This is a genomic window from Eubacterium sp. An3, from assembly GCF_002159465.1.
GTDB classification, from domain to species: Bacteria; Bacillota; Clostridia; order Lachnospirales; family Lachnospiraceae; genus Anaerobutyricum; species Anaerobutyricum stercoris.
On the sequence record NZ_NFIR01000030.1, the window covers coordinates 1 to 16,939 of the forward strand.

Genomic DNA, 16,939 nt, shown 5'->3' on the forward strand with positions numbered 1-16,939 from the left:
TGCCAATGGAGGGGTTCCTCCCATGGTAAAACGTAGGCAGTATTATGAGACTTTGGAGCTGGTGGCATAGTCAGTGATATCCTTGAGAAAAATGTGTCAACTAATCTTGACAATATCAGGAATCGCCCTGCTTGCTTTTGTGTTCATCTTCGCTGTTATCCTGAAACAGTTTAATGGAGCGGATACATTCTGGAAAGGGGTTCGGGATTCCTACATGATCTGGCTGATCATTGATTGGTATGATGCTCTTGTACTCGATAGCATCTGGTTTTGCCATTCGAAAAAAGTCAGGATACCAGGCACAGAGGATATGGAAGAATATAAGGATTACTGTTTTCATATTAAGCAGTCCTGTATTGGTATGCTTCTTGGCTTGCCCGCCTGTCTTGCAGTGGGAGTGATTACAGCAATCCTCTGATCAGCCATCAAATGATATAAAACAGAATATGATTCGCATTCAGTAGGAAATCTCTTACTATGTCTCCTGCTCTTCCTTTACTCTAAAATGGAAGGAGGTTTCTCATGACCCGCCATGTCACTATCAAATGATTAACAGGTAAAAAATGAATTGCAGTCCTATACGTCTCCTGATATAATATTAGTTAGTTGTTGCTAACCCGATTGTGTATAGGAGGGTACATCTATGTTTACTGTTCGTCCATATAAGAAAGAAGATGCTGCGGCCTGCGGGAATTGCTTTTACGAAGGATTCTTTTCATGCCCTGTGGATCAGAACGATAAAATACTTCTGTGTGATTACGCACAGATCCTGATTGAAAAATGTAATTTTACCTATGTTGCGGAAGCGGAGGATCATCAGGTCGTAGGATTTATCTGTGGAAAATATGATAAACATTTCAGCAAGGCCCTGTCAGCTCAGTATGAAACAAAAAGGCACTATGGCCGTTGGTGTAAAATGTTTCTCAAGTTCTATCTGAAAAGATATAAAATGTCAGTACCATTCCAGAAGCAGTTTGATGCCTTTTTCCGCCAGTTACAGGAAAGGGATAAGGAAACCTTTGGGAATTGCGATCTGGAACTCGTTGCCCTTTCGTCCAGAAGGAATTACAGAAAGGGGTTGGGAACCGCATTGGTTACACAGTTTATGAAACAGGCAAAAGGCGATGGAGCGGATCGTGTGCGGCTTTTTACAAACACTCTTGCATCGTGGGAGTTTTATGAAAAACGTGGATTTAAGAAAGTGGCAGAGAAGCCCTTTCAGGATGGCTCCGGCAATCAGTCCCTCGTTTATGAGTACGTTTTGAAGGAGCATGAATATGAAAAACACCATCTGTGAAAAACTGATGTGGTCAGCGATGACACCTGCTATTTTCAAATATATCGCAGCCAATTGCAAAAATACGGATACATTCAGGGTGAAGAAGAAATCGCGTAAAAACTTTAAAGATATGTTGGCGAGGACACCCGACATAGGCGGTTTTACGAAAAATCCTCTGCGAATCTGTCTTTCCGGCGGAATTGTCTGGATGGCAGTTTATAAGGCAATGGATGGGGCGATGAGCCATGAGCAGTTCGGGGAAATGGTGACAGCCACGATGCAGGCGTCGCTCATTAAAAAAGCTTTCGGGAGTAAAAATCCATTTGATATGGAATATCAAAAAAAGAAAGTCAAGAAGGACAGAATTGCAAATGCCATATCCGACAGCGAATTCAACTGGATGACGGAGACGATTCCCGGAAGGGATGCAGACGAATACACCATCAACTATCACAGGTGCGGCCTGTGTGCGCTTGGAAAACAGGAGCATTTGGAAGAACTGATACCCTATATGTGTGCCATGGATTTTATTTCTGTTGATCTCATGGGCGGCGTGTTATACAGGACAGGTACACTTGCAGAGGGCGCAGAAAAGTGTGATTTCTATGTTTGCAAAAAGGACTCTAAATGGGATAAAGAAAGAAAATACGGAAAGCAATCCAAGCTGCAAAAACAGGGAGAGTTGGGAAAGTGGAATATGTGACGGTTGCACAGGAGGGCTTCTATGGACTTTATCATGTCCCTGTTAAGAATCATGATCCCAAAAAGGTCGTCATCGTAGTAGGCGGCAGCGAAGGGAATGAAAATATCCCGATGAATGTGGGTGCTATGTTTGCCAGGTGCGGCATCGCCGCGTTAGGTATTTGTTACTGGAACGTAGACGGGCTGCCGAAAGAACTGGTTCGGGTGCCTGTCGATCCATTTGAAAAAGCGATCCTGTGGCTGAAAAACAAAGGATATGAAAAGATTATCATGTATGGCATTTCAAAAGGCGCTGAACTGGTATTGCTTTGCGCTTCTCTTATGCCGGATATCTGCGGCGTTGTTGCCCTCTCCCCGATCCACTGTATATGGGGAGGCATGTACGGGAATAAAAGCATGGCATCGAAAACTTTTTCATCTGCCTCCGAATTCACATACAGGGGAAAAGATTTTCCGTGTATGACAGCGCATCTGAAATATGGGCCGGCAATCCGGAACCTCATCCTCCATCAGCAGTTCGAATTATCCTACATCTACGAAGAACCGCTGAAACATTTTGATGAGGATACAGCCATTCGCGTGGAGAACATCCAGGGAAACATTTTATTTATTTACGCAAAGGAAGATCTCATGTGGCCCAGCAAAGAGGCGGTGGCATATATGGTAAACCGCCTGGAAAAATACCGGTTTGCTTTCCGGGTGGATGTTCTGGAATATGAAAAAGCAAGCCACATTCTTGTCCCATTAAATCCATCTAAGCTGAAAATGTTTAAAATTGAGAGACAATATCCGGAAGATTGCAGGCGCAGCCGTGAAGACGCTTTCCATAAAACGATAAAATGGATATCGGAGGTAAAGTGAATATGGCGGTCATGATAGAAAGTCTGATTGGTATCTTATTATTCACAGTTCTGATTGTGTCACTGACGCTGAAAAATCCCCTTACCTCAGTGGGAGATTATCCCCCGGCCATACGGGAGAAATGTATGGAATTAGGATTGATCGAAAAAAGAGAACAACGCTTTACCAGGGCAGATATCCTCCGAAAGGGGATCGCCTTGCTTGCTTTTGTGTTCATTTTCGCTGTTGTCCTGAAACAGTTTAATGGAGCAGATACATTCTAGAAAGGGTTTCGGGATTCCTACCTGATCTGGCTGATCATTGATTGGTATGACGCTCTTGTTCTTGACTGCATCTGGTTTTGTCATTCAAAAAAAGTCAGGATACCAGGCACAGAGAATATGGAAGAATATAAGGACTATCGTTTTCATATCAGGCAGTCCTGTATTGGTATGCTTCTTGGACTGCCAGCTTGTCTTGCAGTGGGAGTGATTACAGCAATCCTCTGATCCGCCATCAAATGATATAGAACAGAATATGATTCGCATCCAGCAGGAAATCTTTTATGTGAGGTCTCCTGCTTTTTCTTTACTTTAAAACGGAAGGAGGTTTCCCATGGCCCGTCTGGTCACCAAATTCAAGTACCTGAAGCCGGATCAGGAAAAGCCCATCGGTGGGTACGCCACCTACATCGCCACCCGTGAAGGTGTGGAGAAGATCGATGAGTCTTTCAAGCTGGCTCCCGCAACAGTGAAACAACAAAAGCTCATCGAAAAGCTCCTGCGGGATTTCCCGGATAGTGCCACGATGCTGGAGTATGAGGACTACCAGAGAGAAAAGACCGTAGGAGTTGCCTCTGAATTTATCACCCGTGCCATTGAGGACAATGCCCATGAGATCCTGAACCAGAAAACCTATGCTGACTACATTGGAACTCGGCCCGGTGCGGAGCGATTCGGCAGCCATGGGCTGTTCACGGATGATGGTGTCCAGGTCAAGCTGAAAGAGGTATCCCAGGAGCTGAACGCTCATCAGGGAAATGTGTGGACGCTTATCATTTCTCTGCGCCGGGAGGATGCGGAGCGCCTTGGTTTCAATACCGGCATCCGATGGCGGGATATGCTTCGGACGCAGACGCAGGCCCTGGCGGACAGCCTGAAGATCCCCATGGATCATCTGAAATGGTATGCTGCCTTTCACAATGAGAGCCATCATCCCCACATCCATCTGCTGGCGTACTCTACCGTCGAGAATGAAGGTTTCCTTACCAAACAGGGTGTGGCAAAGATGCGGTCTTCCCTGGCCAAAGATATCTTTGAGCAGGATCTGCTCTGCATTTATGAAAAGCAGACGGTTCAAAGGGATGAGCTGCGCCTGCACAGCAAGGAGCTGATCGCAGAGATCGTTTCCCGCATCAATGCCGGAACCTATGATAATCCCAAGGTGGAAGAAATGCTGTTACGTTTAGCTGACCGGCTTTCTAAAACCAAAGGAAAAAAGGTCTATGGCTATCTGAAAGCAGATGTGAAAGCGTTGGTGGATGCCATCGTGGATGAGCTGGCTGCTGATGAAAAGATCGCTGCTCTTTACAATCTGTGGTACGAACAGAAAGAAGAAGCACTCCAGGTCTATACAGAAACACTCCCACAGCGGGTGCCGCTCTCACAGAATAAAGAATTCAAGCCGATAAAGAATGCAGTGATACAGGAGGCCATGGGCCTTCATGCTGACCGGCAGGATGTGGAAGAACCGGCCCAGGCCGATGCTCCCGATCCGGAAATGCCAGAAGCTCCGGAATCAGATTCTCAGGCGGACGATCCCATCGAGCCAGATCCGCCTCCCGCCTTTCGCTCTTATTCTGGCGGAAGGGGCCGGAAGAAAGATACCTGGTGGACAGATGAATATAAGGCGGCCCGTGCCTTCCTCTATGGCACGAAGACATCCAAACCGGATTTTGAACAGGCTCTGGCCGCTCTGAAGAAAGAAGCTCTGCGTGGCAATGGTTTTGCCATGCATGATCTTGGGAAAATGGCTCTGGCCGAGCTTGGCTGTGAAAAGGATGAAGAACAGGCACAGGAATGGTTTCGGAAAGCGTTCTCTGCTTTCTGCGCCAGAGAGCCAAAGGAGGAAAAGCCAGGGTATCTCCGATACCGGATCGGCAAGATGTACGCCTTCGGCTATGGCGTGGATCAGAACTATCTGAAAGCTGCCGAGTGGTATGGAAAATCGGTTGCAGAGGGAAATCCCTTCGCTGCCTATGCCTTGGGCAGTCTGTATCACCGAGGCCAAGGCGTGGATCAGGATGAAGAAAAAGCGTTTGATCTGTTTACCATGGCGGCCACAGATGAGAATAAGCCGAACGCTTACGCTCAGTATGAGCTGGGCCGGATGTGCCGGGATGGGATTGGCACTGCGCCGGATCAGGCAGCATCGGAACAATGGTACAGCCGAGCGTATCAGGGATTCCTGGAAATCGAACAAAACATGGCGGATGACAAATTATACTATCGCCTGGGCCAGATGAACCTAACCGGCACAGGAACAAAGAAAGATCCGGATCAGGCCAGAACGTACTTTGAAAAGGCGGCGGAGCTTGGCAATGCCGACGCCATGTATGGCCTGGGGAAACTGTATCTGAGCAGAGATTTCTCTGGCCGGGATGTGAAAAAAGCAATCGACTATCTCATGGGCGCAGCGGGGAAAGACCATGATTATGCCATGTACACTCTCGGCAAGTTGTTTCTGGAAGGAAAAGAGATCCCTAAGAATCCGGAGTACGCTTTGCGCTGGCTGGAAGAAGCCGTGGAGAAAGAGAATCCCTATGCGGAATACCTCTTGGGGAAAACATTGCTTCAAGGTGTGGATCTTCCCCAGAACATTCCCCGTGCGGTTTCTCTTCTGGAACGAGCAGTGTCACGGAATAATCCCTATGCGGCGTATGCCTTGGGGAAGGCCCTGCTGGAAGGAACCGTTCTTCTACAGGATCTTCCAAGAGCTATGGAGTTGCTTGCTTTCTCTGCGGATCGAGGATTCTCCGCAGCGCAGTATCTGCTGGGAAAGGTCTTCTCCAATGGAGAGCTATGCCCGAAGAATATCCCCAGAGCCATCCATTATCTGACAAGGGCCGCTGAGCGGGATCACGAGTACGCACAATATCTTCTTGGAAAACTCTATCTGGCTGATGAAGGTATCCCCAAGGATGCGAATGCGGCGCTATATTGGTTTACCAGGGCGGCGGATCAGGGGAATGTCTATGCTGCCCAGCTTCTCCAAAGCGTTCACAGCAACCGGAATTGGTCGGCGGCCCTGGGCAGCCTGCGGCTTTTGCAGCATCTGGCACGGATCATCCAGAACCGGATCGAGGATGAGCGCAAAGGCGGTAAGGGCGGGATTGACAGAAAGTTAAAACGCAAGATCGATGAAAAGAAACAGGCCCATGGTCTGAAACAGGGCTGAGAAAGGAGGCTCCATGGCAACAACTTATATTCACTTTACAGAAGAACAAAAAGATCAGGCCCGCTGCACGGATCTGCGGTCTTTCCTTCTCAGGCAGGGGGAAAAGGTGGAGCGGTCCGGATCGGAATACAAATGGAATCACGGTGGAGCAAAGATTACGATCCGGGGAAATCTCTGGTTTAATCAGTACAACCCGGAAGGCGGCGATGCTATTGCATTTGCCAGAGAGTTTTATGGCCTGGATTTTCCGGAGGCGGTGAAGTTTCTCCTGGAACAGCAAGGCGTTGTCATCCTCCCGCAGAAGGATGTACCGGCGAAGGAGAAAAAGCCTTTTGCCCTTCCAAAGAAGAATGAGGACATGCGAAGGGTTTATGCGTATCTTCTGAAAGCTCGATTTCTGGATCGGGAGGTTGTGAATGCCTTTGTCCGGGCTGGCCTGCTCTATGAAGATGCGGAATATCACAATGCGGTCTTTTGTGGGAGTCGATGAAAATGGGATTGCCCGCCATGCCCATAAGCGAGTCACCTACTCGGACAGCGGATTCAAGGGCAACGTAGACAGTAGCAATCCCGATTACAGTTTTCACTACATCGGGAAAAGCAACCGGCTGTATGCGTTTGAGGCCCCGATTGATATGCTGTCCTATCTTTCTCTGCATAAGGAGAACTGGCAGGAACACAGTTATGTGGCACTCTGTTCCACAGCCACTTATGGGGCAATGCATATCCTGAAGGCGAATCCGCAGATCAATACCGTAATCACCTGCCTCGATCATGACAGTGCGGGTATCGAAGGGAACTACCGTCTGAAAGAACAAATCCTCCGACTTGGGGCCTATACGGTCATTGCGGAGCAGCCCCGTTTTAAGGACTGGAACGAGAGCCTCAAAAGCGAACATGGGTTGGAACCCATCCCCGGTACAGAGCATCCCGGCCTTCAGCGGATGCAAGGACTCTGCAAAGATTTATCCTCCACATTTACCGGCTGTAAGTGCTTAAAATATCCGCTGGACGAGCTGCAGAAACGACATTGCAGAATCCGGGAATTGAAACAGAATGATTGGGAAGAACTGTTTATGCAATCCTATGAAATGGCGGGGATTGCTTTTTTATTGGGCCAGAAACAATTCGCTTCACTGGAGAAGTCCTACACAGCAGAACAATACGGAAAGATCCTGTTCCGTCTCTATGCGCCTCATCATGATAAGATCGGATACAAAGCCCGTATCTCTGAGATCGGGGATCGCCTGGGAGAAATCCGGCAGGCTTTTCAGAAAAATGAGATCCTGCCGGAATCCGCACAGATGGAACAGATCAAGAATACGCTCTCCCTGTCCGTGGACTGCCTGCGGCTGTATGCTTATGTAGAGCGTGAGCAACTGGAAATGCAAAGGAGGGAATCATCATGCCAAAACGAATCTTTATCAATGGCAATGCAGCAATGAAAATCTGATTGAAAAGGAGTGATACAGAAAACTGGAAAGCGTGTTGTCCTATGGACAATATTGCAGCTCTCATTCTTGTGGCTGTTGTCATGCTTGGCGTCCTGGGCGGCGTCTCTTTGCTTGCCCATATGTACACGCTCAATATCAAGAGCAAGACCGTTGGCAATGGCCAGCACGGAACTGCGAGGTGGGCTACGAAATCGGAGATCCGGAAAACCTATAAACACATCCCCTTTGAGCCGGAGCAGTGGCGGCAAGGCAAACACTTGCCCAAGGATCAGGGAATTGTGGTGGGATGCACCAGCTCCAGGGGCGGAACCACAGCCCTTATCGATACCGGCGATGTCCATGCCCTGATGATCGGCGCCGCCGGTGTCGGTAAAACTGCCTATTGGCTTTATCCCTGCATCGAATACGCCTGCGCTTCTGGTATGAGCTTTCTCTCAACAGATACCAAAGGCGATGTCATGCGGAACTATGGAACCATCGCCAAAGAGCATTATGGCTATCAGGTATCGGTGATCGACCTGAGAAATCCAACCCGGAGCAATGGCAACAATCTGCTCCATCTGGTAAACAAGTATATGGATCTGTACAAAGAGCATCCGAAAGAGCTGGTCTACAAGGCCCGCTGTGAGAAGTATGCCAAGATCATCAGCAAGACCATCATCCTCTCCGGGATGGATGCGGCCAGCTTTGGCCAGAACGCCTATTTCTATGATGCGGCGGAAGGTCTGCTGACTGCGACCATCTTATTGGTCGCTGAGTTCTGCGAACCGGAGAAGCGTCACATCGTCTCCGTGTTCAAGATCATCCAGGAGCTGTTGGCTCCCTCGCAGAAAAAGGGAAAAAATCAGTTCCAGCAGCTCATGGAACTTCTGCCCGATGACCACAAAGCGAAATGGTTTGCCGGGGCCGCCCTCAATACTGCCGAACAATCTATGGCCAGTGTCATGAGTACAGCCCTGTCCAGGCTAAATGCTTTTCTGGACTCCGAGCTGGAGCAGCTCCTATGCTTTGACACGGAGATTGATGCGGAGAAGTTCTGCCGGGAGAAATGTGCCATCTTCCTGATCATGCCGGAGGAAAATCCCAATACCTTCTTCATGATCTCCCTGATCATCCAGCAGCTTTACCGGGAGATCCTGGCCGTGGCGGATGAGATGGGCGGGAAACTGGAAAACCGCTGTGTGTTCTTCTGCGATGAGTATGGCACCCTTCCAAAGATTGAGAGCGCTGAGATGATGTTCTCCGCCTCCCGATCCCGCCGCCTGCAGATCGTGCCGGTGATCCAATCCTTTGCCCAGCTTGAAAAAAACTATGGCAAGGAAGGGGCGGAGATTATCGTGGACAATACCCAGCTCACCATCTTCGGCGGCTTTGCGCCCAACAGCTCTTCGGCGGAGGTGCTATCCAAGGCCCTGGGGAGCCGGACGGTCATGTCCGGATCGGTCAGCCGGGGGAAGAACGATCCGTCCCAATCCCTGCAGATGATGGAACGGGCGCTCATGACACCAGATGAACTCAAGAGCATGCCAAAAGGCCAGTTTATTGTGATGAAGACTGGCTTCTATCCCATGAAGGTTAAGTTGAAGCTGTTCTTCAAATGGGGCATCCAGTTTGAAGAAGAATATGTTGTAGAGGAAAAGGGCAACCGGAAGGTGGCCTATGCCGAGAAGCAGGAGATCCTGGACGGGATCGTGAAGAAGTACCACCCGGAGTGGCTGATGGAGGATGCTCCGCCAGCAGAGGCCATCCCACCGGCTGGAGGGCAGGCACAGGCCATGACGGAGCGAAATCAGCCATCCTCCAGGGAGAAAAGAAAAGGCGGCGGCACAGGGCTGCGGACTGCGCCAAGAGCCGCCAGACCGGAACGTAAGGCGGAGGAAGGCATACGGGAGAACCGGATGCTCCATCCGCCAAAAACTGTGGAGGTGAGTGAGGATGGGCAGGCTTGATTTTCTCTACTGCATGGAACTGCCGCACCGGGCTGTGGCAGTGTATTTGTATCTTTATGATCGGGCCAACCGGGATGGAGAATGCTGGCCCTCCATCCCGACCATTGCCCGTGAATTGAAACTTTCAGAATCAACTGTGAGACGGGCAATCCAGGACTTAAAAAAGGCAGAGCTTCTCGTCACTGAGCAAAGGTACCGTGTCAGAGGCGGCAAGAGCAGCCTGCTTTTTCAGATCCGGAAACTGTGACCGTGTAAAAATACCACCTTCCGCCAAGGGGCAACTGCGCCCTTTTGATGAAAGGTGGCACCTGGCATGATGACAGGAGAAGGTGAACTTCCCACTGTAAGAGATATTTACAGCAGAAAAAGAAGAACAGCAGCCTGAGTGGATCAGACTGCTGACTCTTATTTTTCTGCTTGTACTTCAAAACAGTATCCGACTTCCCGGACGGATCGGATGGTAAAGGGAGCATTGGGAGCTGCCTGGTACAGTTTTTCTCGTAGATTACAGATGTGAAAGCCGATGGTGTTGTTTTCACTACCAGACGGGCAATCTCCCCAAACCTTCTCATAAATCTGATTATAAGTAAGTACATGCCCCTTGTTGGCTGCAAGCAATAGAAGGATTTCGTATTCCTTCGCGGTGAGCTGAATCTCTTGGCGATTACGAAAAACTTTCCGCTTGCTTGGATAGATCTCCAGACCAGGGAGGGATAGCATCGGCTCCCTGGCCAATTCGTATGTTTCTATCTCCGGATGGCATTTCAGGATGGAAAGAATCTCATCGAATGCTTCAGAGTCTTGTTCTGACAATTCTAAGATGATTACTCGTCCGATGGTACCACCTCCTGGTTGTTGCTTTCAGAAGACTTTTTAAGGCGTTCAAAACTTTCTGTGCTGATAACATGTTCGATTCGACAAGCATCGGCCTCTGCTGTTTTAGGATCTACCCCTAATGCTATAAGTCGTTCTGTAAAGAAACAGTGACGCTCATAAATTTGTTCCGCAACCTCACGGCCCACATCAGTCAAATGGAGAAAGTGATTTTCGTCCATTGTGAGAAAACCCCCTTCTTTTAGTGTATTGACCGCAACACATACGCTGGGCTTTGACACCTCCATGTGTCGGGCTACATCTACGGAGCGCACCATGCCCATCTTCTTGTGGAGAACAAGGATAGCCTCCAGATAGTCCTCCCCGGACGCATGAAGTTTCATTAGAACCTCCCTTACTGTATCCGCCAGCCTTCGGCTTGTTCACGGATTTGGATAAACTTTTTATAAGTACCTTCCTGTTGCAGCAGTTCCTTATGTGTACCTCTCTGAGCCACAGTCCCGCCATCAATCACAAGGATTTGGTCGGCGTTCTCAATCGTGGCCAGGCGATGAGCAATCGTAATAATGGTCTTGCCATGTGTCAGGGCAGAAATAGCTTCCTGGATCAAATGCTCATTCTCAGGGTCAATGCTTGCTGTTGCCTCATCCAAGATAACAATGGGAGCATCCTTGAGCATTGCCCTGGCGATAGAAATTCTTTGCTTTTCACCGCCGGAAAGAGAAGAACCCCCTTCACCAATCACCGTGTCATATCCGTTTGGCAAAGCCATTATGAAGTCATGACAGCGGGCGGCTTTTGCGGCGGCGACAATCTGCTCATCCGTAGCGTCCGGGCTGCCGAATTTAATGTTATTCTTGATGGTATCCTGGAACAAATAGACATTCTGAAAAACCATACTGATATTTTTGAGCAGACTATCGCAGGTAAATCTGCGAATATCCGTTCCACCAATGGTAATCATTCCGCTGTTAACATCGTAAAAACGGGCAATCAGGTTACACAGCGTAGATTTTCCACTGCCAGATGGCCCCACGATGGCCGTTGTACTATTCTGCGGAATTTTGAAGTTCAGGTCATGCAGAACAATCCGGCTGTCATATCCGAAAGAAACATCCCTAAACTCAATATCATAGGTTGCCGGTTTTATGTCGGTGCCATCCTGGTCGATATAGTTTACATTCTCCAATGCTTCCAGCTTATTCATAGCAGAGTCCACAACTCCAAGCATATGGGCCGCGTCATTGATATTCTCCACGCTGCCAAACATCACAAAAGAGAACAGAACAAACATCAGGAAGAATGCTATACTCATTTGTCCCTGCAATGCCTGCCATGCACAAATAAAGACAATTCCCATCGAAGCCAGTTTCAAGGCAAACAAATGCAGACAGTTAAAGGGAGTAAAGCCTTTTTCTACCTTGATATGAATATCTTTCAGGTCTTTACTGGCATTACGAAAGTTCTCGATAGAGGCTCCTTCCTGTCCAAAAGACTTTACAATGGAAAGCCCCCGGATGTATTCAATCGCTGCGCCGGACATATCCTCCATTGCTTTATGGGTTGTTGCAGCGGTTTTTTCACTGTGTCTGCTGATCCCCTGCAAAGCCAGCGCCGAAAGAGCAACGCCGACAATGGAAATAACCGCAGCAACGGGGCTGAAGAAGAGCAGGCATAAAACGATGGCAATAAACTTTGCGTATCCATTGATGATGACATCCACCATTTTCATACCCTGTAATTCCAAAGTAGACAATTCCGTGGTAACACCTGCCAGAATGTCACCCACACTGTTCTGCGAAAAGTACCCAAGGGGAACCCGTTTCAGTACATCGCCCAGATGAATACGCTGTCCGGCGGCCACTTCATATCCAATGCTTTCCTGCAATACTGCCCGGAGATAAGAAAGCAGGAAGTTCAGTGCAATCGAGCCAATAATGATCCCCAGCATTTGCCAGATTAAAACAGTATCAATCGCAGTATTCGTCCAGTATGCCTGGATTGCTTTATCCAGTGCGAATGCGGCTGCCATTGTAGGAATAGCAGTAGACAAACTGCTGAAAAAGGAACACACAGAACCAAGATAGAGGCGGCCTTTATATTTACCAGCCCATCGGATAATGCGTTTCATTGACTTAAACATTGACACCCACCTCCTTTTTCTCGCCCACAGACCAGTTCTTTGCACCAATATGTGCCTGCCACATATCCGCATAAAGCGGGCAGCGTTCCAGGAGTTCCTCCTGCTTTCCGCAATCAACAATCTGTCCTTTCTTCAAAACGACAATCTGATCTGCGTTTTGAATGGTAGACAGACGGTGTGCAATCACCAGCAGGGTTTTTCCTTTGGAAAGGGCCATGATGGATTTCTGGATTTTATCTTCATTCTGCGGGTCAGTGAAGGCAGTTGCCTCGTCCAAAATCACAATAGGCGCATTTTTCAGGATTGCTCTCGCAATAGCAATTCGTTGCTTTTCTCCGCCGGAGAGCCGCTTGCCAGCGTCACCGGCCGGGGTATCATATCCTTTTTCCAGTCGAACAATGAAATCATCACAGCAGGCCGCTTTTGCGGCGGCATATACTTCCTCATCCGTAGCATTTGGATTACCCAGGCGGATGTTCTCTTTGAGAGAGCAGTTGAACAGGAAATTGTCCTGTGTCACGAAACTGACCAATTCGGAAAGCTGCCGGATGGAAAGTTCCTTGATATTCGTGCCGCCGATGGAGATGCTGCCGCCGGTCACATCCCAAAACCGGGCAATCAGCCGGGCAACGGTGGACTTGCCCCCGCCGGATGGTCCAACCAGGGCTGTAAAACTTCCCTGCGGCATTTTCAGGCTGATGTCATGCAACACTTCGTTTTGCCCGGTGCCATCATAGGAGAAAGACACATCCTGTAAAACAATATCTGTGTGCCTGATCGGAACAGTTTTACCAGAGTCCAGCAATACAGGCAGGTTCAGAAGTTCATTTGCAGCTTCTACTGCATACTCCATTGACTTTGCCTCGTTGATAAAAGTAGTAGCTTTCATCAGCGGGCCGACAATACTCAGCGAAAGAATAATTCCCATCGCCAATTCAGCAGGCGTGATACTCCCGCTCTGCGTCAGCAGCAAACCGATAGGAAGTACCCCCAACAGGGTGGTGGGCATAATCGCCATCATCAGGTTCATTGTTTTCCAGGTGCTTTTGAACCACGCCAGAGTAAAATCCTTAAAGGACTTTACCGCTCCCACGAACTTCTCATAGGAACTGGTGCTTTGATTGAACGCCTTAACAACCTCAATGCCCTCTACATACTCAATAATGACATTGTTTACATGATTGTTTGCCTCCATATAAGCTGCGTACTGGCTGTTATAGTTCCGCATGAGAAAGAACATGGGGATCATAGACAGAACCGGGGCGATCAGGACTGCAAGGCCCAAACGCCAGTCAATCGCCAACATCCAGATAAAAATAGCAACCGGAAGGAGCAGGTTCGATGTCAGCTCCGGGATCATGTGGGCCAGAGGCGGCTCCAAATCCTCTACCTTATCCATGATAATATTCTTCAAATAACCGATCCTTCGTCCCATTACTTCGCCAAGGGGCGCCCTCATCAGACGGTTTGCGATTTTCAGGCGAATGCCTTCCAGTATCGTGTAAGCGGAGATATGTGCCAAAATTGTGGAAATGCCAAAGCAGATGACACGGATCAGGTATCCGCCTACTCCTACCAGACACCAGAGCATGATATTGTTCAAAGTAGCGGTCCGGTTAATGAACAGGAGTAAAATTTCATACACCGCCCAAAACGGAACAAAGCCTCCGGCAACACTTAAAATGGCACACAAAACCGAGAGGGTCATTTTCCCTTTGCAGGGACCTGCAAAAGAGAAAAGCGTTTTGACCCAATGCTCTTTTTGCTGCTTCATATCAATTCACCTCTCTCGATCAATTTAGCCAGCAAAGAAAAAAGGATGGTTAATCTTCGCTAACCATCCTTAATGCTATCACAATTTAATTTTTCTTTCCGCTCCACACGGCCTTTTTTATTCCAATCAGATAATTGATTTTCGATATTCCAACGGCGTTTTCCCCATTGTCTGGTGAAATGCGGATGCGAATTTGCTGGGACTGTCATATCCCACAAGTCCCGCAATCTCCGCCACCTTCAGCGACCTATCTGATTTCAGTAAAGAGGCAGCATAGTTCATGCGATAGTTTCTCATATATGTAAAAATCGGGCTGCCATATACCGATTTGAAACAGTTTTTCATGGGGGTCAGGGCAATATCAAACCGCGCGGAGAGTTCTTCCAGAGTATAGTTTTTTGTCAAATCCTGCGTCAGAAGTGCCTGGATCGCTTTGATTTTCTCAACCTGGCCTTTATAAAAATAGGGGCGTTCTTCTGTATGGCCTGAAAGTTCCAGCGCATCCAGATACAGCAGCAGCTCCAATACTTTGATCTTGAAATAGTCCTTTTTGATTTTGACCGGCACATTGTAGAGTTCGGAAAAAATATGCTCAATGGCCGGTTCTCCTGGAATGACATAAGGTGTACGGTCGCTGCAATACTTTTTCTGCAATTCATAAAGATCCACAGAAAAGCCTTTCATAGAGACTGGGATTTCCTTTGCCGCAGTCTCCATCTGAAAGCCAATGGAAATGCCGTGGTAGTGAGAAAGTGGAAATTCCACCTTGCCGGAATGATGGATGCGGCGATCCACTCGAAGATCGCCAGCCTCCAAATAGCTAAAGGCATTTTGACCGACCTCCTGCTCAATGCGCCCTTCCCGGCAGTGGTCGATACAAAGCAGGTCCATATCTGTCTGGAAGCCCGAAACGCACTCCTTCATGTGGAAATCATTATACATGAGAAATACACCGGGAAAGACATGATAGAGCGTCATCATGCCTTCGCCGGAGTTATCGCTTAAACGCATGACCTTGCAATCATCGGACTCGACCAGGTTTTGAACATTGGGGCCGTAGTACATTTCCCGGAACAGTTCCGGCATAGACGCTACCTCCTTTCTTTGGAGCATCCCTCCATATCAAATATTTTATCACAAGTCCGGCCCAAAAACTCAAAATCATGGGAAACAATGATGATAACTTTATTTTCATCATTCAACTTGCGGATCATGTTGCTCACTTCCAGCATACGATGATAGTCCAGCCCACTGGTAGGCTCGTCAAAGACAAGCACATCCTTGTCGGAGAGAATAGCGGTTGCCACCGCAAGGCGCTGCTTCTGGCCTCCTGACAGGGCCATCGGATGACGGTCTTTGAAATCCAGCAAATCAAAAGACCTGAGAATTTCTTCAATCCGCTCCGGCGGACAATCCGGCTGCGCCAGTTCACATTCGTTCCATACGCTGTCTGAAAAAAGCTGATGGTTCACATCCTGCATAACACAAAAGCTGGCCTTATTACGCTGTTTTGCTTTCAGTGTTTGCCCGTCCAGCCGGACTGTTCCATTCACTTCTTTCAAAAGCCCGCACAGGCAGCGCGTCATCGTCGTTTTTCCCGCGCCGTTATGACCGACAATCCCCAACACTTCGCCCCGTTTTGCAGAAAAGCCAAGACCGCTGAATACCGGCTGATTATCAAAGGCACAGGAAAGATTTTCTACAGACAAGCCTTCATGCGCCCCTTGCGGATCAGCGGGAGGTAACTCCAGTACAGGATGGACAAGACTTCTAAGCCCCATCTTGATACGCTGCTCATCCGAAAGATTGCGAAACTCATCTCTTGAAAAAGTCTGAACAATTTTTCCTTTTTGAATGAAGATCGCCCGGTCAATCAGGTCCATCAGAAAATATAGACGGTGTTCGGCAATAACAACCGTCCGTCCTTCTTTTTTGATCTGAATAATCTGCTGGCGTAAAGTGTCAATCGCGTCGGCATCCAGATTTGCTGTCGGCTCGTCCAGCACAAAAACGGACGGGTTCATGGCATATACAGAGGCAAACGCAAGACTTTGTTTTTCCCCTCCAGACATGGAAAAAATGTTTCTTCCCAAAAGCGATTTAATTTTTAAGGCGGAAACAGTGGCATCATATCGCTCTTTGATTTTACTTGGTTCGACACCCGCATTTTCCAGGCCAAAAGTGATCTCGCTGTCCGAGTCAATATTGAAAAACTGAGATTTCGGATTTTGGAACACAGAGCCAACCTGCTCTGCCAGCCGATACATTTCTGTTTTCGGTACTTCCATACCGTTTACAATCGTTGTACCGGATAAAGTGCCGCCCTCGACAAAATGAGGAATTAAGCCGTTAATCAGTTTTGTCACTGTTGTTTTGCCACAGCCCGACTCCCCCGTAAGGACAACACATTCTCCCTGTTGGATATTTAGGTCAATATGGGAAAGCGTTCCCTGCTCTTTCTCATATTCAAACGATACATCCTGAATTTGGATCACATGGAACACCTCC

Annotated in this window: 16 protein-coding genes; 10 read left to right on the plus strand and 6 right to left on the minus strand. The window is 48.3% G+C overall.

Annotated elements, in window-relative coordinates:
• The first annotated feature begins 106 nt into the window (after nt 1-106).
• From B5F87_RS16995 to B5F87_RS17040, 10 genes are all read left to right on the plus strand, one after another.
• Nucleotides 107-418, plus strand: coding sequence for a hypothetical protein (locus tag B5F87_RS16995; protein WP_242964553.1), 312 nt, complete (start codon nt 107-109; stop codon nt 416-418).
• Between the two features lie 225 nt (nt 419-643).
• Nucleotides 644-1,297 (plus strand): GNAT family N-acetyltransferase, encoded by a 654-nt coding sequence (locus B5F87_RS17000; RefSeq protein ID WP_087283187.1) that lies wholly within the window; start codon nt 644-646, stop codon nt 1,295-1,297.
• On the plus strand, nt 1,278-1,982 hold the full coding sequence (locus B5F87_RS17005; RefSeq protein WP_087283189.1) for an L-2-amino-thiazoline-4-carboxylic acid hydrolase: 705 nt from the start codon (nt 1,278-1,280) through the stop codon (nt 1,980-1,982). The genes B5F87_RS17000 and B5F87_RS17005 overlap by 20 nt, the downstream gene beginning before the upstream one ends.
• Complete coding sequence (locus tag B5F87_RS17010) at nt 1,970-2,842, plus strand: acyl-CoA thioester hydrolase/BAAT C-terminal domain-containing protein (RefSeq protein ID WP_087283191.1); 873 nt, start codon at nt 1,970-1,972, stop codon at nt 2,840-2,842. Before B5F87_RS17005 ends, B5F87_RS17010 begins: the two co-directional genes overlap by 13 nt.
• 2 nt (nt 2,843-2,844) lie before the next feature.
• Nucleotides 2,845-3,105 carry a hypothetical protein gene (locus B5F87_RS21250; protein ID WP_204246093.1) on the plus strand — a complete coding sequence of 87 codons (261 nt, stop codon included), beginning with the start codon at nt 2,845-2,847 and terminating at the stop codon, nt 3,103-3,105.
• Between the two features lie 331 nt (nt 3,106-3,436).
• Nucleotides 3,437-6,277 carry a MobP3 family relaxase gene (gene mobP3 / locus B5F87_RS17020; protein ID WP_087283193.1) on the plus strand — a complete coding sequence of 947 codons (2,841 nt, stop codon included), beginning with the start codon at nt 3,437-3,439 and terminating at the stop codon, nt 6,275-6,277.
• A 13-nt stretch (nt 6,278-6,290) separates the two neighbouring features.
• Complete coding sequence (locus B5F87_RS21480) at nt 6,291-6,767, plus strand: DUF3991 domain-containing protein (protein ID WP_087283195.1); 477 nt, start codon at nt 6,291-6,293, stop codon at nt 6,765-6,767.
• Nucleotides 6,721-7,722: a toprim domain-containing protein gene (locus B5F87_RS17030; protein WP_242964554.1), complete on the plus strand. Its 1,002-nt coding sequence runs from the start codon at nt 6,721-6,723 to the stop codon at nt 7,720-7,722. The genes B5F87_RS21480 and B5F87_RS17030 overlap by 47 nt, the downstream gene beginning before the upstream one ends.
• Before the next feature lie 50 nt (nt 7,723-7,772).
• Entirely contained in the window at nt 7,773-9,680 is a 1,908-nt protein-coding gene (locus tag B5F87_RS17035) for a type IV secretory system conjugative DNA transfer family protein (RefSeq protein WP_087283199.1), read from the plus strand.
• Nucleotides 9,667-9,927, plus strand: coding sequence for a helix-turn-helix domain-containing protein (locus B5F87_RS17040; protein WP_087283201.1), 261 nt, complete (start codon nt 9,667-9,669; stop codon nt 9,925-9,927). Before B5F87_RS17035 ends, B5F87_RS17040 begins: the two co-directional genes overlap by 14 nt.
• Before the next feature lie 158 nt (nt 9,928-10,085).
• Here the strand turns inward: B5F87_RS17040 and B5F87_RS17045 are convergent, their stop codons facing one another.
• The 6 genes from B5F87_RS17045 to B5F87_RS17070 all read right to left on the minus strand — a co-directional run bounded on the left by B5F87_RS17045 (nt 10,086) and on the right by B5F87_RS17070 (nt 16,935).
• Entirely contained in the window at nt 10,086-10,493 is a 408-nt protein-coding gene (locus tag B5F87_RS17045; protein WP_242964555.1) for a winged helix-turn-helix domain-containing protein, read from the minus strand.
• An 11-nt stretch (nt 10,494-10,504) separates the two neighbouring features.
• Nucleotides 10,505-10,897, minus strand: coding sequence for a metal-dependent transcriptional regulator (locus B5F87_RS17050; RefSeq protein WP_087283205.1), 393 nt, complete (start codon nt 10,895-10,897; stop codon nt 10,505-10,507).
• Between the two features lie 11 nt (nt 10,898-10,908).
• The gene (locus tag B5F87_RS17055; protein WP_087283207.1) at nt 10,909-12,657 is read right to left on the minus strand and encodes an ABC transporter ATP-binding protein; all 1,749 of its coding nucleotides are present in this window, start codon (nt 12,655-12,657) and stop codon (nt 10,909-10,911) included.
• Complete coding sequence (locus tag B5F87_RS17060) at nt 12,650-14,431, minus strand: ABC transporter ATP-binding protein (RefSeq protein ID WP_087283209.1); 1,782 nt, start codon at nt 14,429-14,431, stop codon at nt 12,650-12,652. Before B5F87_RS17060 ends, B5F87_RS17055 begins: the two co-directional genes overlap by 8 nt.
• A gap of 126 nt (nt 14,432-14,557) precedes the next feature.
• The gene (locus B5F87_RS17065) at nt 14,558-15,517 is read right to left on the minus strand and encodes an AraC family transcriptional regulator (protein WP_087283211.1); all 960 of its coding nucleotides are present in this window, start codon (nt 15,515-15,517) and stop codon (nt 14,558-14,560) included.
• 5 nt (nt 15,518-15,522) lie between these two features.
• Nucleotides 15,523-16,935 (minus strand): energy-coupling factor ABC transporter ATP-binding protein, encoded by a 1,413-nt coding sequence (locus tag B5F87_RS17070; protein ID WP_087283213.1) that lies wholly within the window; start codon nt 16,933-16,935, stop codon nt 15,523-15,525.
• Between the last annotated feature and the right edge of the window lie 4 nt (nt 16,936-16,939).

Coding starts and splice junctions, on each gene's coding strand:
- B5F87_RS17000 (WP_087283187.1), top strand. CDS start 644: ATGTTTACTGTTCGTCCATATAAGAAAGAAGATGCTGCGGCCTGCGGG.
- B5F87_RS17005 (WP_087283189.1), top strand. CDS start 1,278: ATGAAAAACACCATCTGTGAAAAACTGATGTGGTCAGCGATGACACCT.
- B5F87_RS21250 (WP_204246093.1), top strand. CDS start 2,845: ATGGCGGTCATGATAGAAAGTCTGATTGGTATCTTATTATTCACAGTT.
- mobP3 (WP_087283193.1), top strand. CDS start 3,437: ATGGCCCGTCTGGTCACCAAATTCAAGTACCTGAAGCCGGATCAGGAA.
- B5F87_RS21480 (WP_087283195.1), top strand. CDS start 6,291: ATGGCAACAACTTATATTCACTTTACAGAAGAACAAAAAGATCAGGCC.
- B5F87_RS17030 (WP_242964554.1), top strand. CDS start 6,721: ATGAAGATGCGGAATATCACAATGCGGTCTTTTGTGGGAGTCGATGAA.
- B5F87_RS17035 (WP_087283199.1), top strand. CDS start 7,773: ATGGACAATATTGCAGCTCTCATTCTTGTGGCTGTTGTCATGCTTGGC.
- B5F87_RS17040 (WP_087283201.1), top strand. CDS start 9,667: ATGGGCAGGCTTGATTTTCTCTACTGCATGGAACTGCCGCACCGGGCT.
- B5F87_RS17050 (WP_087283205.1), bottom strand. CDS start 10,897: ATGAAACTTCATGCGTCCGGGGAGGACTATCTGGAGGCTATCCTTGTT.
- B5F87_RS17055 (WP_087283207.1), bottom strand. CDS start 12,657: ATGTTTAAGTCAATGAAACGCATTATCCGATGGGCTGGTAAATATAAA.
- B5F87_RS17060 (WP_087283209.1), bottom strand. CDS start 14,431: ATGAAGCAGCAAAAAGAGCATTGGGTCAAAACGCTTTTCTCTTTTGCA.
- B5F87_RS17065 (WP_087283211.1), bottom strand. CDS start 15,517: ATGCCGGAACTGTTCCGGGAAATGTACTACGGCCCCAATGTTCAAAAC.